This window comes from Paenibacillus sp. J31R30 (assembly GCF_059692115.1).
The window spans coordinates 523,159-548,413 of the sequence record NZ_JCAUAV010000003.1 but is presented as its reverse complement, the minus strand read 5'-3'; the positions used below and the strand labels follow the sequence as shown (position 1 = coordinate 548,413).

26 protein-coding genes are annotated in these 25,255 nt (G+C 46.1%); 5 read left to right on the top strand and 21 right to left on the bottom strand.

Features of this window, described 5'->3' with window-relative positions:
* Positions 1–33: 33 nt before the first annotated feature.
* From AC58QO_RS14230 to AC58QO_RS14210, 5 genes are all read right to left on the bottom strand, one after another.
* Positions 34–942: a Gfo/Idh/MocA family protein gene (locus AC58QO_RS14230; RefSeq protein WP_497266452.1), complete on the bottom strand. Its 909-nt coding sequence runs from the start codon at positions 940–942 to the stop codon at positions 34–36.
* A 217-nt stretch (positions 943–1,159) separates the two neighbouring features.
* Positions 1,160–1,942 carry an alpha/beta fold hydrolase gene (locus AC58QO_RS14225; RefSeq protein ID WP_497266450.1) on the bottom strand — a complete coding sequence of 261 codons (783 nt, stop codon included), beginning with the start codon at positions 1,940–1,942 and terminating at the stop codon, positions 1,160–1,162.
* A gap of 90 nt (positions 1,943–2,032) precedes the next feature.
* On the bottom strand, positions 2,033–2,209 hold the full coding sequence (locus tag AC58QO_RS14220) for a hypothetical protein (protein WP_497266448.1): 177 nt from the start codon (positions 2,207–2,209) through the stop codon (positions 2,033–2,035).
* Positions 2,210–2,342: 133 nt separating this feature from the next.
* Positions 2,343–3,245 (bottom strand): S-layer homology domain-containing protein, encoded by a 903-nt coding sequence (locus AC58QO_RS14215; protein WP_497266446.1) that lies wholly within the window; start codon positions 3,243–3,245, stop codon positions 2,343–2,345.
* A gap of 104 nt (positions 3,246–3,349) precedes the next feature.
* Positions 3,350–4,903, bottom strand: a complete 1,554-nt coding sequence (locus AC58QO_RS14210; protein ID WP_497266444.1) for a tetratricopeptide repeat protein — start codon at positions 4,901–4,903, stop codon at positions 3,350–3,352.
* Between the two features lie 93 nt (positions 4,904–4,996).
* Here AC58QO_RS14210 and AC58QO_RS14205 point away from each other — a divergent pair, with 93 nt between their 5' ends.
* A complete protein-coding gene (locus tag AC58QO_RS14205; protein ID WP_497266442.1) occupies positions 4,997–5,875 on the top strand; it encodes an alpha/beta fold hydrolase in 879 nt (292 codons plus the stop codon).
* Between the two features lie 10 nt (positions 5,876–5,885).
* Here the strand turns inward: AC58QO_RS14205 and AC58QO_RS14200 are convergent, their stop codons facing one another.
* From AC58QO_RS14200 to AC58QO_RS14175, 6 genes are all read right to left on the bottom strand, one after another.
* A complete protein-coding gene (locus AC58QO_RS14200; RefSeq protein WP_497266440.1) occupies positions 5,886–7,259 on the bottom strand; it encodes a PDZ domain-containing protein in 1,374 nt (457 codons plus the stop codon).
* 34 nt (positions 7,260–7,293) lie between these two features.
* The gene (gene hisA, locus AC58QO_RS14195; protein ID WP_497266438.1) at positions 7,294–8,055 is read right to left on the bottom strand and encodes a phosphoribosylformimino-5-aminoimidazole carboxamide ribotide isomerase; all 762 of its coding nucleotides are present in this window, start codon (positions 8,053–8,055) and stop codon (positions 7,294–7,296) included.
* A gap of 1,208 nt (positions 8,056–9,263) precedes the next feature.
* Positions 9,264–9,743 (bottom strand): hypothetical protein, encoded by a 480-nt coding sequence (locus AC58QO_RS14190; RefSeq protein WP_497266436.1) that lies wholly within the window; start codon positions 9,741–9,743, stop codon positions 9,264–9,266.
* 15 nt (positions 9,744–9,758) lie between these two features.
* Complete coding sequence (locus AC58QO_RS14185; RefSeq protein ID WP_056621264.1) at positions 9,759–10,067, bottom strand: hypothetical protein; 309 nt, start codon at positions 10,065–10,067, stop codon at positions 9,759–9,761.
* A gap of 228 nt (positions 10,068–10,295) precedes the next feature.
* The gene (locus AC58QO_RS14180) at positions 10,296–10,487 is read right to left on the bottom strand and encodes a hypothetical protein (protein ID WP_497266434.1); all 192 of its coding nucleotides are present in this window, start codon (positions 10,485–10,487) and stop codon (positions 10,296–10,298) included.
* A 56-nt stretch (positions 10,488–10,543) separates the two neighbouring features.
* A complete protein-coding gene (locus AC58QO_RS14175) occupies positions 10,544–11,593 on the bottom strand; it encodes a YheC/YheD family protein (protein WP_497266432.1) in 1,050 nt (349 codons plus the stop codon).
* A 215-nt stretch (positions 11,594–11,808) separates the two neighbouring features.
* Here AC58QO_RS14175 and AC58QO_RS14170 point away from each other — a divergent pair, with 215 nt between their 5' ends.
* Both AC58QO_RS14170 and AC58QO_RS14165 read left to right on the top strand, forming a co-directional pair.
* Positions 11,809–12,135: a hypothetical protein gene (locus AC58QO_RS14170; protein ID WP_497266430.1), complete on the top strand. Its 327-nt coding sequence runs from the start codon at positions 11,809–11,811 to the stop codon at positions 12,133–12,135.
* A gap of 39 nt (positions 12,136–12,174) precedes the next feature.
* Entirely contained in the window at positions 12,175–13,077 is a 903-nt protein-coding gene (locus AC58QO_RS14165) for a YitT family protein (RefSeq protein ID WP_497266428.1), read from the top strand.
* 180 nt (positions 13,078–13,257) lie between these two features.
* Here the strand turns inward: AC58QO_RS14165 and AC58QO_RS14160 are convergent, their stop codons facing one another.
* Together AC58QO_RS14160 and AC58QO_RS14155 are read right to left on the bottom strand one after the other, a co-directional pair.
* Positions 13,258–14,304, bottom strand: coding sequence for a Gfo/Idh/MocA family protein (locus AC58QO_RS14160; RefSeq protein WP_497266426.1), 1,047 nt, complete (start codon positions 14,302–14,304; stop codon positions 13,258–13,260).
* A 138-nt stretch (positions 14,305–14,442) separates the two neighbouring features.
* The gene (locus AC58QO_RS14155) at positions 14,443–14,706 is read right to left on the bottom strand and encodes an HPr family phosphocarrier protein (RefSeq protein WP_497266424.1); all 264 of its coding nucleotides are present in this window, start codon (positions 14,704–14,706) and stop codon (positions 14,443–14,445) included.
* Between the two features lie 211 nt (positions 14,707–14,917).
* Here AC58QO_RS14155 and AC58QO_RS14150 point away from each other — a divergent pair, with 211 nt between their 5' ends.
* The gene (locus tag AC58QO_RS14150; RefSeq protein ID WP_497266422.1) at positions 14,918–15,808 is read left to right on the top strand and encodes a cation diffusion facilitator family transporter; all 891 of its coding nucleotides are present in this window, start codon (positions 14,918–14,920) and stop codon (positions 15,806–15,808) included.
* 5 nt (positions 15,809–15,813) lie between these two features.
* Here AC58QO_RS14150 and thrS read toward each other — a convergent pair whose 3' ends face one another.
* The 8 genes from thrS to AC58QO_RS14110 form a co-directional block, all read right to left on the bottom strand.
* Positions 15,814–17,727 carry a threonine--tRNA ligase gene (thrS, locus tag AC58QO_RS14145; RefSeq protein WP_497266420.1) on the bottom strand — a complete coding sequence of 638 codons (1,914 nt, stop codon included), beginning with the start codon at positions 17,725–17,727 and terminating at the stop codon, positions 15,814–15,816.
* A 402-nt stretch (positions 17,728–18,129) separates the two neighbouring features.
* A complete protein-coding gene (locus AC58QO_RS14140; protein WP_497266418.1) occupies positions 18,130–19,017 on the bottom strand; it encodes a multicopper oxidase family protein in 888 nt (295 codons plus the stop codon).
* Positions 19,018–19,090: 73 nt separating this feature from the next.
* Positions 19,091–20,080, bottom strand: coding sequence for a peptide-methionine (R)-S-oxide reductase MsrB (gene msrB / locus AC58QO_RS14135; RefSeq protein ID WP_497266416.1), 990 nt, complete (start codon positions 20,078–20,080; stop codon positions 19,091–19,093).
* A 110-nt stretch (positions 20,081–20,190) separates the two neighbouring features.
* Complete coding sequence (locus AC58QO_RS14130; protein WP_497266414.1) at positions 20,191–21,123, bottom strand: manganese-dependent inorganic pyrophosphatase; 933 nt, start codon at positions 21,121–21,123, stop codon at positions 20,191–20,193.
* A gap of 151 nt (positions 21,124–21,274) precedes the next feature.
* Positions 21,275–22,060 carry a polysaccharide deacetylase family protein gene (locus tag AC58QO_RS14125; protein ID WP_497266412.1) on the bottom strand — a complete coding sequence of 262 codons (786 nt, stop codon included), beginning with the start codon at positions 22,058–22,060 and terminating at the stop codon, positions 21,275–21,277.
* 337 nt (positions 22,061–22,397) lie between these two features.
* Positions 22,398–22,949: a DUF1697 domain-containing protein gene (locus AC58QO_RS14120; protein WP_497266410.1), complete on the bottom strand. Its 552-nt coding sequence runs from the start codon at positions 22,947–22,949 to the stop codon at positions 22,398–22,400.
* Positions 22,950–22,996: 47 nt separating this feature from the next.
* Entirely contained in the window at positions 22,997–23,857 is an 861-nt protein-coding gene (locus tag AC58QO_RS14115) for an HAD-IIB family hydrolase (protein ID WP_497266408.1), read from the bottom strand.
* A complete protein-coding gene (locus AC58QO_RS14110) occupies positions 23,854–24,312 on the bottom strand; it encodes a GNAT family N-acetyltransferase (RefSeq protein WP_497266406.1) in 459 nt (152 codons plus the stop codon). Before AC58QO_RS14110 ends, AC58QO_RS14115 begins: the two co-directional genes overlap by 4 nt.
* 168 nt (positions 24,313–24,480) lie before the next feature.
* Here AC58QO_RS14110 and AC58QO_RS14105 point away from each other — a divergent pair, with 168 nt between their 5' ends.
* On the top strand, positions 24,481–25,254 hold the full coding sequence (locus AC58QO_RS14105; protein ID WP_497266404.1) for a threonine/serine exporter family protein: 774 nt from the start codon (positions 24,481–24,483) through the stop codon (positions 25,252–25,254).
* The last annotated feature ends 1 nt before the right edge of the window (position 25,255 follow it).

Genomic DNA, 25,255 nt, shown 5'->3' with positions numbered 1-25,255 from the left:
TTTGTATCCCCCACTTAACCATGTTTCAATAACCTATAAATAGACTGGAAGTCCCGTTTCACGGCTCTCATTTGCGGCTTCCATGAAGCGGATAATTTGCAGCGTTTCTTGCTCATCGATATCTGGCGCACCCGTCACAAACATGGTCATAACCTTCTCCAAAAGGCTGGCGTAATACGGCTTCGGATGTTTATAAACGTCGATAAAATGCGTATTGGCCTCATAATGCAGCAGCGCACCGAATTGTGTGTTGCCCTTCCGATTACCCCGAATCGTGCCGATCACGCCATTCTCCCACACGCCAGTAATGACATCATGATTCTCCGTCGTTACAGCACTTACTTTAAGGCAACTCTTGCCTAGTGATCTAAAAAGCATCTCCACCGTATGCACTCCATACCAGAACAATCCTGGTTGTGTCGGTTGCAGGGTCATTGGACCGTAGCAATCCATTCCGATAATTTGACTAGTATCCGAATCTTCTAAGATATTCGTCAATTCCTCCGTATAACGAAGAGAAGAACAGCTCATGATCGGGATATGATAGGATCTCGCTAAGTCTAGGATTTCACGAGCATCGGCCGAAGAAACAGCCATCGGCTTATCAATGAAAATAGGACGACGGTAAGCAGCTACGCGGCGGAATTGTTCGAGATGAATTCGACCATCAACTGAAGTCATAAGTATAGCATCACAATTTTCAGCTACTTCCTCCGGAGAATCGACGATTTGTACACCATAATAATCGCGAAGCTGCTCAGTAAACCCACCGATGCGGGAATAACTCATTTCAAAATCTGGCGAACCACCTGGATAAGCAATCGTTACCTTGCCACCTGTAACATGAAAAGGATGCTCCGTATCGTTTAACAATTGTGTAAACGTTGGAGCATGAGAGGAATCAATACCAATAATACCAATTCGTAAAGTTGAATGAGTCATGAGTGAAACAACCTCCAAGCAATTTGAATGATATTGTAAAAGATGGCGTTAACCACTTGATTGAGAAACTCTTCTCTCCCATCATAATGAACCTTTATCTAAGAGACAAGTCTTTTAATGGTCTATATATCAACAAAGAACTCCCTTCTAGAACGACCAAAAGCCCCCAACTAGGGAGGCTTACCAAGACATCTCGTAGTATTCACTCACTTAACAATTAACCGATAAACTGCGTGAGTATTAAATTAAACCGATCTCTTTCCTCCCAGAATCCTCCATGCCCGCTGTAATGAAACGGAATTAGCTGAGAGTTAGGTATCCGTTTATTCATTTCGACCGCTTGCTGATAAGGTATCACTTTGTCATGAATCCCGTGAACGATCAAGGTCGGTACTTCAATTCGTCCTAGATCGGCAGCCACATTCTCATCACGCAGCAATCGAATAACAGCCGCAGTTGACCAGCTTGCTGCTTCTAAGCCCATTTGGAAGAACCAGTCCGAGAATCGCTCCGTAATATACTGAAAGAAGAACGTATCCGTTACACTTTGCAGCATATTTGCGCGATTGTTGGCATTCTCATTCAGAAACTTTGCCGCGGTTTCGTTCGTAAACCCGGTAGGAGCAGCTGCATCGATCAGCACTAGCTTCGACACGCCAAGGCCCTGATGTCTGGTCATATATCGAATCGCGATAGCACCGCCTGTTGAGTGACCTGCAAGTGTAATCCCTTCCAGCTTCAGCGCTTTAATCACAGCATGCAGATCATCCGCCAGCTGATCGAACGTGTAACCATCCATCGGTTTATCCGATTGACCGAATCCCCGCCAGTCCATACCAATACACCGATATCCCAGTCCTGGGAGAACGTTAAATTGATACTCAAATTGTGTATGTGACAAAGGCCACCCATGTATGAACAGGATGGTCTTCGTCCCTTTTGGATTAACATCTTCGATAAACAGTTTCACACCATTATCCACTTGAACATAGTATCCCACGATTGACGCCTCCGTTATGGAAATCACTTCTGTCCAATACGATATTCAACTAGGCAAATATCGGTGTCAATGGTGCGGAGGGATCCGTAATTATTCCGATTTCTGATGGTTCGTGTACACGCCAATTACAGACAGTAACGCAGCAACACCATTGGCAATGGCATTCGCTGTGTCATCCGAAATCAAGTCCATACCGAATGCGTCCAAAATTAATTTGGCAGCACCCAACAAGCCTAATGCCAACGTATAATAGTTGATTGTTTTCAAATCTCTCACCACCCGTCTAATAGAGGATGCTATATCCTATGTGAGAGAGTACGAGCTTGCACAGTTCGAATACAGGGGTGTAAACGCACAAAAAAATGCCGCCATCCGATTCGGATAACAGCATTTTTTCCCCTTATTTCAGCCCGCTTGCTTCAGCCTTCACCTCATACTTCGAAGACACATAAGTCACTGCCTTCGCCTCCGTCATGACTTGTGCATACATCATGTCAGGTTGTGGCTCCTTTAACGAATATTTCACGACCGCTTGACCATCTGACTGGAACTGGATGCTGTCAATGACAATACCGTAGCCAGGATTCGGTTTGATCCCTCTGGATAACGTCACTTTGTTCACATCGTCGTTTACTTTTTCAACCGATACGGTGACTTCATCTACTTGTGGTGGTTTCACATGTGTCTCTAGCACACGAATGGCGTTATACAGCCAGTTCGCGGCCTCTCCTCTTGTTAGTTCGCTTTTCGGATTGAACTTGCCGTTCCCATCCAGGGCCGTGATTTTATAGAGCAGCAATCTTTGAATCGTACCCTGGTAATCCACAGTAAGCTGATCCTCATCTTTGATAGGGATATACATTTTTACTAGTGGGAATTGACCTTTAGTTTCAAGAGCTTTTACGAGCAAATTACCGAATTGTTCGCGAGTTATCGTAGCGTTCGGATTGACATCCTTAGGGATGTCCAGATTGTGGTAATGCGCAATGATGAACGCATCGGCATACCAAGAATCATTCGGGATATTCGAATAGCTATCGGATGCTAAGGGTTGCTTAATGAAGCGCATAGCGTCCAAGTTAAGGTTCAGACCTTTGACGATCATTTGGACACTTTGTGCATAGCTGATTTTACCCCTCGGCACAAAATGCTCGTTATCAAAGCCGCTGACGATACCTCGTTCTTTTAAAGCTAGAACTGCACTTGCTTGTCCTTCTTCTACATCTGAGAACGCGTAGGCGGAACCGAACGTCAAACTACTGCCCAAAAGAAAAGTTAAACTTAATGCTGCTATTTTTTTCATACGTGTACTCCTCCTCGTTAATTGGATGGCTACTAGAACCATTGGATATGGATACCTTCCTAACGTAGAGAGCAACGTGATTGTTGCAGGAACTTGTATTTTTATTAAAGAAGCGCATCCAACAACTCTCGCAAAGCAATGGCTTCCTCATGTTTAGGTGAAACCGAGATCGTTCGCTCAGCAAATCGCCTCGCAGCATCATCCTGCTCTAACTCGTAATAACACACCGCCATCTCATAGAGAACCGTTGCATCTTTTGCCAGCTTAGGCTGTGTACGTTCAAAGTAAGGGATTGCTTCCTGATACATATCCATTTGATATAAAAGGATTGCACAAGCTAGCGCAACATCCGTATTGTCATCCATGGGATAATAATGTGTCCACATGCGTTCAGTTCCTTGCTGAAGTGCTATCCATTCATGTTCCCCACAATTTGGAATTATATCCATGAGACGCTTGGTACAAGGCAACAGAAATTGCGTATCATAGCCACTCAAACGCCACAAGGCCAGAATCTGAGGCATAGACATCTGCTCTACTTGGGAATCAAAGGCTTCTTTTAGATTAAAAAAATCATCGGGTCCAAATTGTTCCACAACTCTCTCGTAGGCTAATCGTGTTAAACCATAATGGACAGGTTCTGGAAGATGAAGAATACTTCCTATGTTTAAATAAGTATACGGATGCTTCGTGAACAGTGGCAAGGCTCCCTGCGATTCGCAGACATAGCTTAATGCGTGATAATTTGCCGTTAATGAAATGCTGCCGTGATGAATAAGCTTCGGCGGCTCGTTGTATTCCCAGCTTTCTAAGCGATGATCCCCTTTATCAGCTGTGAGCAGCAGGAATCCGTCTCGCGACCACGTTTTCAAACGCGCTATACACTGCAAGCCGACCTCAGGTATGAGAATATGTGAATCAGAGACATGCCCACGATACACATTTAATAGCTCTCGATAGGGGTAGGAATCGTCGTCATAAGCTTGATCCCGCTGATAATGATAGCTTCCTACTACCTCTTTCAGTTGCTGAGAAGCACTCAGCTCAGATGCACCCTCTGGAAATTGTAACGAAATCCGACAATCATACACTTGCCCATCTTCAACATAAATTAATTCCTGCGGCAGGCTATCGAAAAAGTAATTCGCCAGAAGCACTAGAGGCTGCATTAAATCGCCAGACCCAATGCGCTCACCTGCGTGTAATAAGTGAATTTCTTGATCCTGTACCGCGTCAAATTTGGCAAAATCAAGCAACCCTAGCTCCACAAAAGGAGCTAAGCAAACATGCTGCCGCCAGAACGCGATATTTTTCTCTGCCAAATCGCTCATCACATAGCGAAATGGTGGCAGCGGTATGCCTGCCGTTCGAATGAGCTTCGTTAACTCCTGAAGCACATAAAAAGCGAATTGACCTGACCCCGCTCCTAGCTCTAGGATCATCACGCTCTCTGTTAATTGCCCCATTCTAGCTCGATCTTGCAGGAAAGCAAACAACATTTCCGCATAGGAAATGGCCATTACTCGATTACTGGTTATGTATTGCGGAACATCCCCACTTTGCCAAGCCGTAATCCCTTGCTCCTCATAGTAAGCACGCTGCAGCTCCCAAATAGGTGCTTCACTAAATCGGTACATATTCTGCTCAGTATGAGCCATTTGTGAACCAACTTCCCTTCGATTTCAAATTCTAATCGCACATATAGCTTCTGGGCATATAGTAATACATCACTACGCGAGAGGAAGACCATAATGACTTTCCTGAATGAGCATTATCCCAATCCCGACACATCATGGCCAACCCCCTATCAACCACCGTATATGCCAACGAATTGGCCCTATATGCCAATCCCATGGATCCAAGAGGATGACTCATCCTTCCGTGAAAAAGAACAGCCGCTTACCTTCGTTCTTGTTCATGGTTCCTGGGCGGATGCCAGCTTCTGGGCAGGCGTTGCTGCTGAGCTAAGCAAAAAAGGCCATACCGTCTACGTCCCTGAATTTCCAGGACACGGCGCTGACCCGAATAAAAATGTGACCCATGGGATGATTAGCAAATCTGTCGCGGATTTCATCATTTCACATAAGCTGAAAAACGTCGTCCTTGTTGGTCATAGTTTTGGAGGATCAGTGATCCAAAAAGTAGCGGAGCTAGTACCCGATCGCTTAAAGCGACTCGTATTTCTCAATGCTTTTGTCCTCAAAGATGGTGAAATGCTTGCTGATCAATTACCACCACAAGTCGTTGAGAATTTTAAGCAGCTTAACGCAAGCTCCAAAAACAATACGATTACGCTGCCATTTGACTTTTTTAGGGACGCCTTCACCAATCTGGCCAGCCTTAGCCAAGCCCAACAGATCTACAAAAAAGCTTTCCCCGAACCGGCTGGTCCTTTATTCGAGAAATTAGACCTGAAGAAATTTTATAGTCTTCCTATTCCCAAAAGTTACGTACACCTCATGGAAGATAATGTGATTCCATTAGGCGATCCTAACTATGGTTGGCATCCGCACATGTCTAGCCGTTTGGGCCTATTTCGTTTCATTCAACTGCATGGCGATCATATGACAACCGCGGTTTACGAGCCCAAACTCGTTGCTCGCAAGTTGTATGAAGCTGGGCGAGATTAACTCGGTCGAATTATGGTGAGCAAGCTGGTGCCCCAACCTTAGGATTGGCCTTCAGCCAATTTAACATATCATCTAGCGTTCGAACGGGTACGATAAGAAGATCGCCTGCACCTTTTCTCGCATCTGCTTCATTCGCGATCGGTACAAAGAACACATCCGCATTCGTGCGGCTCACCGTATAAGCTTTCTGCACGAGCCCGCCAACCGGTCCGACGGAGCCATCAGGTTCGATCGTCCCTGTCCCTGCGACGTGATGACCATACGTAACACCGCACGGTGTAAGCTGGTCAATTAACGTTAACGCCAGCATGGCGCCATGGGACGGTCCACCCTCGTGCAGCAAGTAATTATGATAAGTCACGAGATCAGGGATATCATATCTGAGCTCATTCGCGATCATGATTCCGATCGAAGCACGCGTCGGGTCGTCTGTACTTGCACGTGTTGGAACGGACAACTCGACCTTCGCTTTATTGCGCAGCACAGACAATCTAATGGATTCGCCTGGTTTAATACCATGCATCTGATCACTTAGCTCTTGGATCATTGTGATCGGATGTCCATTCAATGCGGTAATCACATCGCTTGGCTGCAGAATTTCAGCCGCTTTCGTATTTTGCAAAACGGCTGTAATCCGTACACCCTCCGATAGGATGCCTTTGCCTAAACCTACTTTATGGAAGGCAATTGCGCTGCCCGCAGCGTTCGCATCTTCCTTCATCGTACGGACTTCTTGATTATACTCACCAATGGACATGCCCAGATTTTCAATCTTCTCGAAGGTGTAGTCTTTAAAAAGCTTCGCATACAACCTGTCCATCGGAAACGCTGGCCGTTCGAAAATAAGAACACCTGATATATCCCCATGCTTAGAACCGCCTTCTGTTTGTGCATACCGATTCATGTTCAGCGTGATGCCAGGATAGGTCACTAAGTATGACGTCGGCCACAGCAATAACAATAAGAGCCCTAGAGTCACACCAAAAACGATTATACTTTGGCGTGGCACTTTTCGTATCCTCCGCTCGTGCAGGACCATGTCCACTGAGATCAGAAGCAAGCTGAGAATCATGGCGGTAGCGGAGAGTTCAAGCTTTTTGGGCATATAAATCACGATACCAACACTTAACAAACAAATGAAACTTATAAGGCCGCGAAATACCTTCAACCAGCGTGTTTGCGACTGTGCAAGGTGCAGCAGTGCTGCAATCATCCATAGCAATGGAACTAGCGCAATTGCATAAATCAATAGATCAATGAGATCAATCCAATAATAGCGAGATCCCCATCTTAACGGATCCGGCAGCCAGACTAGCTCTCCTAACATGATTAACAGAAGGATGATTCCTATCCCCCAGTAATATAGCTTGTGCCAAAGTGCCATTGCACACATCCTTTTTTGCGAACAAACACTACCGCTACAATACGACGCTTAATTGCTGGACAACCTCGACATAGGAGAGCTTTCCACCGAAAATATCAAGGGCACTGCCGATCGTAATATCTAATTTCCCTTGGGAAAGCTGTCTAAACAACGCCAAATCCTCAAACGATCTTGCACCGCCGGCATACGTCGTTGGAATGGTGACCCATTGTGCCAATGCACTTACCAAGCTTTGTTGAATACCGCTCTGTTTCCCTTCGACATCCACCGCATGAATGAGAAATTCATCGCAATACTGCTCAAGGAACTGAATCGTTTCCTGATTCAATTCCACATCACTTAACTGTTTCCATTGATTGGTAGCTACATACCACTTGCCATCTTTTTCTTTGCAGCTGAGATCAATGACTAATTTTTCTTTCCCAATAGCCGCTACGATGCGCTCCAAATTGTCCATATTCAATTGTCCATCGCGAAAAATATAAGAAGTCACAATGACGTGAGACGCCCCTTGCTCCAGGTAAAAGCTGGCGTTCTCCGCTTGAATGCCGCCGCCAATTTGCAGTCCGCCAGGATAAGCCCCCAGCGCTCGCAGCGCTTCTTCCTTGTTCCCATCGCCAAGCATGATTACATGCCCGCCGGTTAAACGATCTCTTTTAAACATCTCCGCATAATAAGTAGAATCATACGAGGATACGAAGTTCTCAACGACTGGCTGTCCCTCGCCACCCAAGGTTTCACCAACAATTTGCTTCACTTTCCCGTTATGTAAATCGATGCATGGTCTAAATTTCATGACGTATATTTCCCCTTTGATAGTCGTCGTACTTGAACGATTTTCCATCTATTATAACATAAATTAGCTGCTTGAACCGGAAACGCGTTCCGATGCAAGCGGCGTGCGATGCCCGACGGCATTTCTGACCCTGCGCACAATTTTTGTGCGCTAGCATGCGCTGGCCGACGGCATTTCTGACCTTGCGCACAACTTTTGTGCGCTAGCGTGCGCTGGCCGACGGCATTTCTCACCCTGCGCACAATTTTTGTGCGCTAGCGTGCGATAGCCGACGGCATTTCTAACCCTGCGCACAATTTTTGTGCGCTAGCGTGCGATGACCGACGGCATTTCTGACCCTGCGCACAATTTTTGTGCGCTAGCGTGCGCTGGCCGACGGCATTTCTGACCTTGCGCACAATTTTTGTGCGCTAGCGTGCGCTGGCCGTCGGCATTTCTAACCTTGCGCACAATTTTTGTGCGCTAGCATGCGCTGGCCGTCGGCATTTCTGGCCTTGCGCACAATTTTTGTGCGCTAGCATGCGATAGCCGTCGGCATTTCTGAACTTGCGCACAATTTTTGTGCGCTAGCGTGCGATGGCCGACGGCATTTCTGACCCTGCGCACAATTTTTGTGCGCAAGCATGCGATGGCCGTCGGCATTTCTGACCTTGCGCACAATTTTTGTGCGCTAGCGTGCCATGGCCGACGGCATTTCTGACCTTGCGCACAATTTTTGTGCGCTAGCGTGCGATAGCCGACGGCATTTCTGACCCTGCGCACAATTTTTGTGCGCTAGCCTGCGATAGCCGACGGCATTTCTGACCTTGCGCACAAATTTTGTGCGCTAGCGTGCGCTGGCCGACTGCCTTGCTGTCCTTGCGCACAATTTATGTGCGCTAGCATGCGCTAGCCGACGGCATTTCTGGCCTTGCGCACAAATTTTGTGCGCTAGCGTGCGCTGGCCGACTGCATTTCTGACCTTGCGCACAAATTTTGTGCGCAAGCGTGCGATGGCCGACGGCATTTCTGACCCTGCGCACAATTTTTGTACGCAAGCGTGCGATGGCCGACGGCATTTCTGACCCTGCGCACAATTTTTGTGGCGCTATCATGCGATGGCCGACGGCATTTCTGACCTTGCGCACAGCAAGACCGCCTTTAATTTTTATACTTTCTAAATTACAAAAAAGCCCTCCAAGGAGGGCTACACGTTCAACGTTCATGGATCACTTCTTATCGAAACCTTCTTCTTCCAAATACTCCTGAACCTCTTCATACGTCTCAAAGGCACAATCGAGATTCTCTCCCGCGTAGATATACCATAAATCTTCCACGAAAGTAACACTCAATGTATTTCCGTCTTCATCCACCCAAATTTCTTCTTGAGCGTCTTGGACTTCCTCAACCTTCGAAATCTTAGGACTACCGCTACGAGTTAAAGACTGAATCGACTTCGCAATAATATCACGAAGCTCGTCTTCACTATAGTCCCGAATATTGATTAAACCTTTTGCATCTACCGTACAACCTGGGATGTATTCGGCAAACACGAATCCATTGCCATTCGGGTGAAGATGATAAAGAACTGTCGTCTTCTCATAATCACTTTCTAGATAATGAAAATTGATTCGTCCCAGTGAAACATCCTTACGCTGGAGCTCAGGGAAGGATGTTGCAATTGCTAACTTTTCGTCTAAACTAAGCATACATGCCCCCGTAACTTAATCGATCACTTGAATTTTAAACACGTTCTCCAACTTACCGTCCGCTCTCTTCTTCAGGGGCACTTTAATATCTCTCCCAAGCTCTTTGAAAAAAGTCTCAACATCACATTGTACATTGGAAAGAACAACTTTAAATGAACCATCTTGGACGATATTCTGATTTGCTTCAGCAGGCACCGTAATATCAACTGCGTACTTCTTCGTTAACGTGTTAATATAACGACTAAAAATTTCAATGAGCTCCTCATTATTGAAATTTTCGATTACCACTTTGCCCTTGTTTGTAAAATTTAAATGAACGTTCACCTTTAAATGTCCCCTTTTCCTGTACACCCTGTATTTGCTTGTGGGTAAAAGCCTACATCGAACGAATAATGCTTCACTTCTATTTTACTTGTTAATAGGGGTATGAAGCAACACTAAAGCCAAATTCATTTTCTGTACACAAAAAGAAGCAGGTATTTCCCTGCTTCTACGGGTATTGCTTCTATACTAATTATGCCACATTTACCTAATTTCTACGCATAAATGGCCTTAAGCTTTTTCAGAAATTCGTCTCAATCGCGTTTGAAACCGATTAATGGAGAGAATTCGAAACTCACCAAATGTCAGGATTCGTTCGCGCACAACTTCAGGAAAGGTATAATGATTTACTTCCAAACGATCATCCAGCTCGTTATACCACGGCAATAAATTCATTTTAATGACGAGAACTCGCTCACTCACATCCCAACTCCACCTTTTCGACGCATTTAGGCTGCTTACGTTGCGCCAGATTGGACTCACTTGCTCAATAAGTATTTCGCATAAAGCATGGGGGTTTCATACGTGCGATAAAATGTCTTATTCAAATTCAACTGCTTATATTGATACCTCTGATCCCTGCCGTTTACTTCGATTAACCAAATCTCGCCTTGCTCATCGATACCGATATCCATCCCAACATCCGAGATTGAAGGTATTTGCTTACTCAAGCTTTCTGCGATTTGTAGAGCTGCTTTTTCAACTTGCTCCCTTTTTTGAACAGGGTCAAAGCCATTACTCAGAAACAACGTCTCGCAAATCATGGCTTCTCCACCCCTTGCAAGATTTGTGACATGGCGCCCGCTCGCAGCAACCTTCCCCGCTATTCCTGTAACGCCCCATTGTCCTTTGTCACCACGTTGTACAGATACACGCAAGTCATAAGGACGTCCCTCATACATCGCAAGAGCAATCGCTTTTTGAATCAAATACGATTGTCCGCTGACTTTTTCATCTATATAATCAATGGCTTGGTGTTCTTCAAACTGCTTTGGTTTTTGTTTCCCCCACCACACTTGCCATAATTGATCTGGCAGCACAGTAACCTTCAGAATACCTTTTCCTACAGAGCTATTGGTAGGTTTCACAAAGAATGACGCATATCGGCTCATTGCCTTCCCCAAATTGTCACGCGAGTAAGTCATAGCTTGAGGTAGAAAGGCTGAACTTTCGGTACTCGCACGTAACAATCGATGGATACGAAGCTTATCGTGTCTATTCTGACCATTGAAAACTTGGCTTGTCTTCGCTATATCATTTAGTTTCTTTTGTGAAAAAGGAGAAAGCGTCATCGCACGGTTATGAATGACCGTTGGAATCGGCAGCCGCTTCAAGGTGTACTTTTTATTTTCATAACACAAGCCTAGAGCTGACTTCGTGCTCACGTGCTTTAAACACATGTAAAATGGAGTCATCTCCAGCTGGGCAGCTGCTTTATTATAGTATTCGATATGTTCGAACCCAGTTTGGTTCCGAAGTATACCGAGATACGTTTTCCGATCAAGGAGAATACCGATTACATTGCGCACATTCTCACCTCATCTGCTTGGGTTCATCCTACTAATGTATGCAGAATAGGCCTAAAGGGTCCTGTTTCACACGAGGAAATCGTGACATCTGACTGCGACTATAGCGGAGTTTGACTGATTCTAAGTGAAGTGCTACAATTCAAGCAAATTTGGATTTACATTGTTTGGAGGGGATGTCCCTGAACCCTTTTTCACGAAGATGCTGTTGGACAATCATGGTCTGGCTGATTCTCGGATTATTCGTATTTCCTTTAACACCCCCTATTTCTAACCATGCTACAGCCGATACCGATGTTCTCATTTCAGCCAATACCACTCAGGTTTTGACCATTCAACAGCAGCCGCCTTCGAAGGAAATCATCCATGTTTATGAAAATAAGATTCACCTGCATGACCAGTTTCACAAGCACTATGAAATGACGATTTTTGTCGTTTTCATCGTATTTCTAGCTAGCCTAATCTGGAAAAAGCTGAAAGTACTCCTGCTTGCTTTCCTCAAATTCACATCACGTTATGCGGGCCTCATTCCTTCTTACTCATAAGTAACGAAATTGAATGATTGAGGAAAAGAGGAAACTTTCATGGCTAATTCATCAACAGGTAAGGAACAGACACAGGCACAAGCACAGCATCGAAAATTAACAAGATTGAAGTTTGCACGCAGAGTTTTCTTCATGATAATTGGTACGATCCTCGTTTCCATTGGTTTGGAAATTTTCTTAGTTCCAAATCATATTATCGACGGCGGCATCGTAGGGATTTCCATCATCCTATCTCATTTATCCGGCTTTCCAATCGGTATATTTCTAGTTGTACTCAATCTGCCGTTCGTGCTGCTCGGATATAAACAAATTGGTAAAACCTTTGCTCTTTCCACCACGTTCTCGGTCATACTGATGTCCATAGGCACCACCTTACTACATCCCGTAAAAGCGATCACGATCGATCCTTTGTTAGCTGCTGTATTCGGTGGGGTCATCCTTGGAATCGGTGTCGGGCTCGTCATTCGCTCAGGTGGTTCACTAGACGGTACAGAAATTGTAGCTATTTTATTTAGTAAAAAATCACCATTCTCCGTTGGGGAAATCGTTATGTTTTTCAACTTTTTCATTCTTGCCAGCGCAGGCTTTGTATTTGGTTGGGATCATGCCATGTATTCTCTCATTGCTTACTACATTGCCTTTAAAATGATTGATATCACCATCGAGGGTCTTGATCAATCCAAATCCGTTTGGATCATTAGCGATGAATATGACAAAATCGGGGAATCCATTACGAATCGACTGGGTCGGGGAGTTACGTATCTCAAGGGCGAAGGCGCCTTTACCGGTGATGATAAAAAAGTCATCTTCAGTGTGATTACACGACTGGAAGAAGCGAAGCTAAAATCCATCGTCGACGACTTGGATCCCAAAGCTTTTCTAGCGATCGGGAATATCCACGATGTTAAGGGTGGACGGTTTAAGAAGAAGGATATTCATTAGTCGGACTGGAACCCGGATGTTACAACCAATTTAAAGTCTTTCCACTTACTTGATAGGTAAGGTGCTTGCTTAAAATATTACCCACCTGGCTGCATCGTCTTTACTGTCCTGCAATACACAGAAAAGCCTACAATCACACTTTAACGTGTGGATTGTAGGCTTCTTTTCATGCCTTGCACCTTACTCTGCTCGGCTCCAATACGAGCGCAGGTCGACCTTCTGTCCTAGCTTCGCACTGTCCAGCGCGCCCAATACCATCGCCATGCTATTGATATTGTCGCGGCAATCGGTCTCCGCGCGGCGGCCTTCGGCCAGCGCCGCGAACATCTCGTCCAAGCAGCCGGCATGGCCGCTGCGACCAGTCCAGTTCACGTTCGCGTCCACGCGCGTGAACTCCCGCAGGAACTTGCCGTCTTGATCATTGCCGGCAGCCACAACCTCCGCGTACGGAGCGCCCGCTCCGTCCCACAGAGCAGTGCCCAGCTCGCCCGTCACGCGCCAAGCCGCCTCCCAAGAGGTCGGCGCACCTTCCGCGCACCAGGAGCCGCGGTAGCAGAACACAGAGCCGTCTGACATCTCATAGATGCAGATCGCAGAGGCATTCCCGGCATACCAGGAGCCGGGTGGGTTAAATTCCTGGCAGTACACTGAGACGGGGTCTGCTCCCGTAATAAACCGAGCCTGATCGAAGGTATGGATCGCCATATCCAGAATGAGCGGGCTTTCCATCGCTTCGCGAAAGCCCCCAAAATGCGGCCCCAAGAAAAAGTCCGCACCAACATACCCAACGCGACCAATCGTACCAGATTGAAGCAGCTCGCGAAAGGCGCGAATATTGGCGTCGTACCGACGATTTTGCATAACAGCAAGTGATTTCCCTGCTTCATCAGCAATCCGAATGAGCTCTCGAGCTTCATCCATCGTAGCCGCCATCGGTTTCTCTCCAAGCACATCACATCCATGGCGAAGCGCGGTGCTTCCAATTTGGAAGTGACTCGCTGGAATGGTGATATCCAGAACCAGATTGGCACCAGTGTCACGAATGGCTGTTTCAACATCCGTATACACGCCACAAGTCAGTCCATGACGATCAGCCATCGCTTGCGCAAACTCCGCTTTAATATCTACGAGCGCGACGATCTCACACCCTTGTCTTTGCTTCATATTTTCAACCCACACGTTCGCCATGCCGCCACAACCAACAACAACAATCCGATAGCTACTCATCGATAATTGACCTCCAACAGCAATTACTAGCGTGTCTTCACACCGATTCTATCCGTTTTATCGATCCATCGCTCTATCCAATCTTGTGTTAAAATGGTCCCATTTTGCGCAACAATGAAAGCGCATACGTACAAGCTTTCAACAAAAGATTTGAAACAACCCAAAAATAAAGTGCATAGCCTCTTCCTCATCCTTCCCTCTCGTGAGCAAACGCAGCGTAGTGCCTGCCTTGATGGGAACTAGCAGCATACCTAATACACTTTTCACATCAACCTTATGATGCTTCTCATCAAACTGAAAGTCGAGTGTGATATCCGAAATAAAATGAGATGATTTCGTAGAAATACCAGATAAATCGCTACGCTCTAAGTCTTTTGCAATTGTAAATTCATGTACGCGCATGCTGCTCGACTTCCTTTCCAAGACATTTGGAGGTTTGTGATTTCTCATTATGTGTGGTATTATACAAAGATATTTCTGAAAAGCGAAGTGTTGAAAATGCCCTGTATTGATAGTTTACTAGATTCTCACAAAAAAATCAGCCCAATCCCCCGACCTTAGGTCGAGGGATTTTTTTTCCTTCGGGAAACACTTCTGCAGGAGGTCATCATTCATGCACATTAACAACAAGTCATCCGTCTGGGCCATTTGGCTCTCCCTCATCAGTAACATTTTATTAACAATTATCAAAATTATTATCGGTCTCATTTTTCAAAGTGAAGTACTGCTTGCAGATGGTGTTCATAACGCGGGGGACATTATCGCAACCATAGCCGCACTAAGTGCTATGCGGATTTCCAAGCTGCCAGCGGATGAAGATCATCCCTATGGCCATGGAAAAGCCGAAGTACTTGGCTCGGGTTTCGTTGCTTTTATCCTCGTAACTGCAGCGCTTTATATCGGGTACCACGCGGTTGCGGCGCTATTCCATGAACCGAGTGCGCCAAGTCTAATTGCCCTGATCGCATCAGCTGTTTCAGTGGTATGGAAATATCTTCTTTATGTATACACCATGAGAATCGGACGCAGTACGAACAGCAAAAGCTTGATTGCCACTGCTCATGATCATTTGGCTGATGTGTATGCCTCACTTGCAGCAGTTGTAGGTATTGGCTTGGCGTTTGTCGGCAAAGCTTATGACATTCATTGGCTTGCGTATGGTGATGCAGCTGCGGGGGTTATTGTTTCCCTCTTAGTTTTGAAATTAGGTGCTGAGATGGCCAAAGAATCCTTCGATATTCTCATGGAAAAAACCGTCGATCAACACATGCTCTCGCAATTTACTGCGTTGATCGAAGCGGTTCCTCAGGTGAAGCGTATTGATCGTGTTCGTGCGAGAGAGCATGGACACTACATTTTGGTAGATGCGCGTATCTCTGTTCCTGGCGAGCTCACGATTCAAGAAGGGCATGATATCTCGCGCGCGATCAAGAAATCCATCATGGAACATCACAGTGACGTGGATGAAGTGTTGATTCATTTGAATCCGTGGTATGACAAATGATCTTGTTATTGCTTCGATTGAATTTCTGAAGTAATTTGCTCGAGAATCTCTGGTAGCGATCTGATTCCAAGATCACCTTCTCCCCTTTTTCGAACGGAGACGCTGCCGGAGATTTTCTCATTTTCACCAAGGATGAGCATATACATCACTTTCTCGAGCTGCGCTTCGCGAATTTTATATCCCAACTTCTCAACCCGCGCATCCAATTCCACACGTATTCCCATTTCCTCAAGCGATTGCTTCACTTGGAAGGCGTAGTCCAGATAGTGGTCGGATACCGGCAATAGTTTCACTTGAACAGGGGCTAACCATAATGGGAACGCACCAGCAAAATGCTCCGTCAGAATCCCAATAAACCGATCAATCGAACCATAGACCGCCCGATGTATGACGACTGGCCGGTGCTTGAGATTATCATCGCCAATGTAACTCAAATCGAATTTTTCAGGCATTTGGAAATCCAGTTGGATCGTTCCGCATTGCCAGCTCCTTTTCAAAGCATCAAGAATGTGAAAGTCGATTTTGGGCCCATAAAAAGCACCATCACCTTCATTAACACGATAGTCAATTCCTCTTTTATCTAAAACATCCTGTAAAGATTTCTCCGCTTGATCCCAGAACTCACTTGACCCCATGTAGTCAGCCGGTCGTGTGGACAGCTCTATCCGATACTGGAAGCCAAACACCTGATATACATGCGCAATCAGCTCAATGACACGCCCGATTTCATCCTCAATTTGTTCTGGCAAAACAAAGAGATGGGCATCATCCTGACAAAATGTACGCACTCGCATCATCCCGTTCAAAGCCCCAGAAAACTCATGTCGGTGGACTTGACCAAATTCGGAAAGGCGAATCGGTAATTCCCGGTAAGAGTGTAAGCTATTTTTATAAATAAGCATGTGTCCTGGGCAATTCATCGGTTTAAGTGCGAACTTTGTCTCGTCTACATTCGTAAAATACATATTGTCTTTATAATGATCCCAATGTCCCGATTCCTCCCAAATGCGATTATTCATCATTAGCGGGGTACGCACTTCGTTATAATCTCTTCGACGCTGCAGCTCGCGAGCGAAATTCTCGAGTTCATTCCGGAGGATCATCCCCTTCGGCAAATAGAAGGGCATACCCGGCGCTTCTTCTGAGAACATATAAAGTTCAAGCTCTTTCCCAAGCTTCCGATGGTCGCGCTTCTTAGCTTCCTCGAGCATATGCAAATGGTCATCTAACTGCGCTTTCTTCAGGAATGCTGTGCCGTAGATCCGCTGCAGCATTTTGTTCTTGGCATCGCCACGCCAATACGCTCCTGCCACATGGAGCAATTTAAAAGCCTTGATCCGTCCTGTTGAAGGGAGATGAGGACCTCGGCATAGGTCGAAGAATTCCCCTTGATCATAGATCGAAATCAACACATCTTCTGGCAGATCACGGATTAGTTCAAGTTTATAGGACTCACCTGACTTCTCAAACGTGTCCATCGCTTCTTCCCGGCTAACGACTCGGCGAACAATCGGGATGTTTTCCTGAATGATTTGGTGCATCTCAGCTTCAATGGCTCTTAGATCATCACTGGATAACGGTTTATCGATATCGATGTCGTAATAAAAACCATCTTCGATGACGGGACCAATGCCAAGCTTAATGGCCTGCATGCCATAAATGCGTTTGAGCGCTTGCGCAAGCACATGAGCTGTGCTGTGCCGATAAACAAATAATCCTTCTTTACTCTCAAGAGTGACGATTTCGATGTGACTATCCGCTGCAATCTGCTCATGCAGATCGACCAATGTACCATTCATTATGCCTGCGATGGCTTGTTTTTTCATCCCCACACTAATCGATTCAGCTACTTGTTCAATCGTCGTGCCCTGTAAATACCTCCTATTTGTGCCATTTGGTAAAATAACTTCAATTTCCATGCCAATGCCTCCCTTTCCCTTTAATGGTGAACCAAGGATATTTCCAAATCAACGCAAAAAAACGCCTCTATCCCAGAAAGGGACGAGTGCGTTCAGCTCGTGGTTCCACCCTAATTCGACTTGCTTATGCAAGTCCTTATTAGTATCCGGTATCGAGGATAAGACGGTGTCGCATACTTCCTTGGGGTTAACTCCATGGGTTCAGCATCACAGCTACAAAGGGGTAATTCCCAACCGGCAACAGGAGAAGATTTCAGCTAATACTTCTCTCTCTGGGCAGTTCGTGAAGGAAATCATGTCTTTGATCATAACTTAATATGTGATTATTGACATCATATTACCGACTCAGACGGGTCAACGTCAAGAGGCATCTGTGGATAAAATAATTATACCCATTCTCCCCTATACATACTTAACAACTGTAAACATACCGCCAGTAGGCTTCGTCATGTTGTTCGACGTATGATGCGGCATATGACAATGAAGCGGCCAATCTCCAGGGTTTTGCGCTGAAAATTCAATATCGTAGGTGACACCGCTAGGCACAAGTATCGTATTCCGCAGCTCTCGATTGTAGTAAGGTATTGCGTTCCCATCTGCTGCCACTACCCAGAACTGATGCCCGTGAAAATGAATGGGATGCGCGTTCATTCCGATATTGCCAAACCGAATGCGCATTTCCTCCCCGTATCGAACGGGTAACGGAGTTGTATGAGGGAAGCAGCGACCATTCATCGTAAAAAAATTAAAGGCATCCGTCATGGTCTCCAACTCGTATTGCCCTGCCTTCACGACACCTTTTCCCATGCCTTTTAAGTGAAATTCCTGCAGCATAATGAAATAGTCCCGCTGGACAGTGCATTCGTACGGATCCTCAATGATAAAGCCTCCACCTAGACCCATTAACTCTTGGAACGCCGTGTCCACATGGGTGTGATACATGTGTGTACCTGGCGGATTTACAATTTGAAAATGATAATCATAATATTGGCCTTGCTCTATATACGGTGAGGGTTCAACCGCCGGTACACCGTCCATACGATTCGGTACATCAAGCCCATGCCAATGCACACTGGTGGCCTCCGGCAGCTGATTATGAACGCGGATAGTTACCCAATCCCCTGGAAACACACGTATCGTCGGCCCCGGGATACTGCCGTTGTACCCCCACCCTTTGATGAACACGCCTGGAAGAATTTCTTGTACAACCGGCTCAGCAACTAACTCAAAAAACTTCACACCCTGCATAACAACATAGCTTAGATCTCGTAGATCCGGTGATACGACCACGGCATATCCCTCCCGCTTCAACGATCCATACTTTCAATGTATGCGCCTAAGCTCGGGATTTACCTGCATGGAACTATTTCCCTTCAAAGAAACGAAGATATGCGCCGTAACCTTCCTTCTCCATATCCGCATATGGAATGAAGCGCAGGGCAGCAGAATTGATGCAATAACGAAGACCATTTGGACCAGGACCATCATTAAAAACGTGACCTAAATGCGAATCCGCCTCCGTGCTTCGTACTTCTGTACGTATCATGAAATGGCTCGTATCTGTCACCTCTTTCACATGACCTTCGAATAATGGTTGTGTGAAGCTCGGCCAGCCGCAGCCAGAGTCGAATTTATCGTAAGAGGTAAACAAAGGCTCCCCTGAAACGATGTCTACGTAGAGACCTTTTTCTTTGTAATCATGGAACTCATTCTGGAATGGACGCTCAGTCGCATTATTTTGTGTAACTTCGTATTGGATCGGCGTTAGAGCTTTCTTACGCTCTTCTTTATCCTTCGCTGTGTTCCAATATTGCGAAATATAGGCATCGCGTCCTGAACCTTTGCGGTAAGCTTTGTAGCGAAGCGGATTTTTGTGGTGATAGTCTTGATGGTAGTCTTCTCCTGGGTAAAAGGCTTCCTCATCGATGCGCACGATTTCCGTTACGATCGGACGATCGAATCGGCCGCTATCCTGCAGTGCTTGCTTGGAAGCCTCGGCTTTGACTAACTGCTCATCGCTATGGGCAAAAATCGACGTACGGTACGATGATCCCCGATCATGGAATTGTCCACCTGCATCAGTTGGATCAATTTGACGCCAGTACGTATCTAATAATTTTTCGTAAGGATACAGCTCGGGGTCAAATGTAATTTGCACAGCTTCCGCATGACCCGTCGTCTCTGAGCACACTTCTTCGTACGTCGGATTGCTCGTGTGCCCGCCTATATAACCGGAAACCACGGAAATAATGCCTGGCAGTGACTCGAACGGCGTCACCATACACCAGAAGCACCCTCCCGCAAACGTCGCTTTATCTAAATGAATGCCTTGAATGTTATCTGTCATGTTCATGCCACCTCTTTCTCAAAGTATCTTCTTATCATATCAAAAGTTTCAGGGATAACCAAAAAACACCGTTCATCGAATGAACGGTGTTCGTCAACGCGTTGAAGCTTTGTATCTTACAGGTTGTTGAAGATGTCTGTAAGTACAGGCACGATTTGTGACTTACGGGAAACAACGCCTTTAAGAAGGGCTTTGTTGTCAACGAGAGAAACGTTGTAAGCTTTTTCAACTGCGTCAGCTTTACGTCCAAGAGCAAGACCTACGGAATCATTGTTCAAAATGTCCGTTACAACGAACAAGAACAAGTCTAGGTTTTTCTCAGCGATAATCGCTTGAAGCGCCGTTTCGATTTCAGCTTGCCCAGAAAGTACATCGTTCACATCAACCGCATTGACTTGTGCGATTTCTGCTTTGTAGCTGCCCATTTGGAATTCTTTGGCATCCAAAGAGATCAATTGCGCAACCGTTTTGTCGCTAAGATCTGCGCCAGCTTTCAGCATGTTCAGACCATACACTTCAGCATCAACACCAGCGATAGCAGCAAGCTCACGAGCAGCTGCAACGTCTTGCTCCGTGCAAGTTGGGGATTTGAATAGCAAGGAATCAGAAATGATAGCAGAAAGCATCAAACCAGCGATGTCTTTGTCGATGGAAACACCGTTTTCTTTGTACAATTTATTTAGAATCGTTGCTGTGCAACCAACCGGCTCCGCACGGTAGTAAAGCGGGTGGCTCGTTTCGAAGTTCGCAATACGGTGGTGGTCAATAACTTCCACAACGCGCACTTGATCGATGTCGCTAGCGCTTTGTTGGCGCTCAACGTGGTCAACCAAGATCACATTTGCTGCTTCATTTGCAACGGTTTGGACTTCACGTGGAGCTGCTACATTAAAAAAATCAAGTGCGAATTGCGTTTCACCGTTAACGGAACCCAGGCGAACTGCTTCCACTTCTTGACCTAATTTTGTTTTCAGTGCAGCGTATGCAATTGCGGATGTGATTGAATCAGTGTCCGGATTTTTATGTCCGAAAATAAGTGTTTTTGACATTGTACGACTCCTTAAAAGACATTTTTTAGTGAAAATAGATACCAACTCTATATACGATTATACTCAAAATTCTGGGTAAATCCACCCGAAATGCTTAATAGGCAAATTTAGTAGACTTTCACAACTATCACAAGGCTAAAATGCATCTCACTTACTGTGGCGTCGGCTCGGACAATTGCTGTACCCAATCTTCGAATGGTTTTTGGTTGTCAACCACGATGCGGTGCAGCTCCAATGGAGGCTGATCGGATGAAGCCCAGCCATCTAGGGTCGTGAAGGCGTAGCGAAATTTGGCTTTTCGTAAAATTCTTAATGTCTTGCGATTGTACTCGCCATACGGATAAGCAAAGGTATTCGCTGGTTTTCCCAGCTCTTGCTCAATGTGGCCACGCGCTGCGAGAATCTCCTCGCGTTGCGCCTTCTTACTGAGCTCGGGCAGGTGTGGATGCGTCACGGTGTGTGACGCAATATCCCATCCTGCTGCGCTCAGCTGTTTGACTTGCGGCCAGGTAAGGTAACCTGGCGTATTGATAAGACCCGTCGACAAGTACAACGTCGCCGGAAAGCCGTGCTGCTGGAGGATGGGCAAAGCCACCTCCGCGTTGTTGGCATAGCCGTCATCGAACGTGAGCAGCACGGGGTGAGCCGGTGACGGCATCTTGTGTTCGAGAACGCTGGCGAATTCATCCAGCGTCAACGGGGTGTAGTGATGCGCGGCCAAATAATCCATTTGGCGCGCGAACGTATCGGGGTGGAGCACGTACGTGTTCCCAGGGTCCGCCCCGATGCTGTGGTAGTTCAGCACGGGGATGGCGACCCCGTGCTTGGCCTCTGCTGGCGCTGCGAAGCTAGCCAGCAGGAGGCACGCAAGCGCGAGCGCGACGACGCGCTGCGTTGCGCTCCATGCTCGTACTCTTTTATGTATCCGAAGGTTCATCAAAGATCCCCTGCCTCTTAGTGGACATGCATGTCCACTGTTTGATCTCCTAAGCCTCCCCCATCGACTCGACGAATATGCAAAAAATTCCAGATTCCTTCCATGCCGAGCTTACCACCACCATATCACAACACACCCTTGAACTCTTCACTGGAAGCCGCGTTAGTCCGATATTGCCGACTTAAAACAAAGTTTCCTAAAAAAAAAGACCCAATAGTCCGATTCTGCCGAACTATCTACCCATTTTTCGACTTACTTCCGCACAACAATGGCCCTTGGAGGTGAGTTAGCTGGTTTTTCAGACACCTAGCGCCAGTGCGCTTTTTCATAGGCTACTCTATTTCACCGTTTCAACCGCCAACTGAATCAACTTATTCACCGTTTCCCAATTCCGAGTGGTGGCGGCTACTCCTAGCTTTTTCTCAATAAAGTTATTGCTGAATTTGGAGTCACCGTAGTTCTTACGAATTAACAAATATACGGTTAATCCCTTGACATGGTACTCGTCCACTTCACTCTGCGCAGCATTTAGCTTGGCAAGCGCTGCCTCCGTCGGAGCATGCGACAGGAAAGTAACATATCGCTGCTCATTTTCTTCTACTTTCACTGTCGGATACGGTGTCTCTGTTACGACCTCTTGCAATTCAACCGGGGTCCGAATAATGACTGGAATGTCAAACGTCAGTTGTACCTTCAACTCATGAACAATCCGATCACGAATGATCGCCGGGTCTAACTCCTCACTTTCAAAGATCACATTTCCACTCTGGATGTACGTACTAACATTCGTAAAGGTCATAGATTCGAAGAGCTGCCTAAGCCGGTCCATTTTAATAATCTTCTGACCACTGACATTAATTCCGCGCAGCATTGCGATATATTGAGGCATAGAATCCCTTCCCTTTCACTCGTTTTCCTCACCATTTCCCACGCAGCTTACCCTACTTCATTCACACGCAACCCACTCGTACGAGCAGCGATATAATCAGCTACGCCATCCTCATCATTTCTCGCGACAAGCTCATCCGCCATAAGCAAAATATCAGGATGTGCATTCGCCACAGCTACTTTACGGCCTGCCTCACGAAACATTCCAATATCGTTCAAATTATCACCGAAAACCGTCACTTCCTGAGACGGGCAGCCAACTAGCTCCGCCCATAAGCGTAAACCCATCTGTTTATTCGCCTCCGGATGACTGAATTCAAGGAAATAATGACCTTCTATGTAATTATCCTTCATCAAATGAATGTGAACCTCTTGGCCCACGACTTCCTCAATGGCAGTTTTCAACGGAAGAAGCTCGTCCAGCAACCCGATATACGTTAGGATCAGCGTACGCAGTGTTTCCGAACACCTAATCTCCTCCATCTCTTGGAATCTCGGATCATTGGGCCGACTAGCCAGGAATTGCAGATCCCCGGTTCGTTCCAATCTCTCGTGAAGGACACGCTCGTTGTCCTGCTCATCCAGCGCAAACAGCAACGGCGTTAATCCCATCGTTTTACCTAGTGTAATAATCGCATTGGTTCGCTCACGATCCAGCCAGCGTCCGCCCAGCACTCGCTTCTCTATAGGATCAAACAACATCGCCCCATTATACAGAACGAGCGGATAACGCCATGGAATTTCGGAGACAACAGCTTGTGAACTCTGATAACTTCGAGCAGTCGCATAACTCACGACCGTTCCCTGCTCAAGGGCTTGCGTTAGTACGCCTACCTTATAAGCGGATGGCTTCGCATTGGATCTCAGCAACGTTCCATCCAAGTCTGTTAGGAAAAAGTCTCTTTTCATCCGAGCCTCTTCTCATAGCATAAGCTGGCTTTACTTCCGACATATTCTCCAAAGCAAGGGATCGGGTAATAGCCATTTTTCGTATAAAACGCCAAGGCTTCAGGCTGCGCTTCGCCTGCTTCCAATCGAATAATATGATGGCCCAGTCGAATGGCTTCCTTTTCCAAAAAAGCAAGTAAATTCGTCGCAATTCCCTGCTTACGGAAGCTCGCATCCACGAAAAAACGCTTCAACTCCGTGCTTTCCTCATCAATTGGGCGAAGCGCTCCACATCCGACCGGAATGCCGTCCAGCTGCGCAATAGCAAACGTAATCCGTTCAACGGAAGGATCATTGAAATCCACAAAATATATGTCCTCAATCGGGTATCTCGCCATTAAATCTTGATCTAGCTTTGCAATTAATGTATGTAAAATAGGGTCTTTATAATGTACGAATTTGATTTCCAAGCTCATTACCGGACTCCTCCAAGCAGTTTTATGGTTTCTCTTCACTTTTCCCAAAAAATTATATCACAAACCTATCGGAAATAGCCTACTCCATACGCTTAACCTGTTTTCAAAATCTTCCATTATGAATTATACTAAGGTCAATTACTTCTATTGAGAAAGGATACGAATCCCATGGCGCAACCTGCAGCGACGAATTATGAAATCGCACAAGTGTGTTTACTAGCTGGTAAAATTATGCTCGAAAACGGCGGCGAAACCTATCGCGTGGAAGATACGATGACCCATGTTGCTGAAGCCTTCGGCATCCCGAATTCACATAGTTTTGTCACGCCAACTGGCATTATTTTCTCGATCGACGGGCCTGAACAGACAACTCGACTAATTCGCATCTCTTCTCGTTCAACGGATTTACGGAAAGTAACTGTGGTTAATGCTATTTCTCGCAGAATCAGCCAAGGTGAGCTTTCACCAACTGAAGCCTATCATGAGCTTGAAACCCTCAATTCAGATAAACGCAGATATCCCGCTTGGTTACAAGCATTAGCCGCAGCGATTGCTAGTGGTTGCTTTCTCATTATGTTTCAAGGCGAGTGGTCGGACTTCTTCCCTGCTTTCCTTGCTGGCGGCGTTGGTACGATCTCCTTAACTTTCTTCCATCGCTTAGTTCCGATCAAATTTTTCGCCGAATTCCTAGCTTCGTTAATCATTGGACTTATGGCCTTTCTGACTGTCAAAATAGGGCTCGGTCATAATCTGGATACGATTATTATTGGCTCTGTCATGCCGCTCGTGCCTGGGCTGCTTATCACCAATGCTGTTCGCGATCTCATGGCAGGGCATTTCGTATCCGGCGTTTCAAAAGGCGCAGAGGCCTTCTTAACCGCATTCGCCATCGGGGCCGGAATCGCCTTTGTATTGACATTTTATCCAGGGAAGGGGTTTTAGC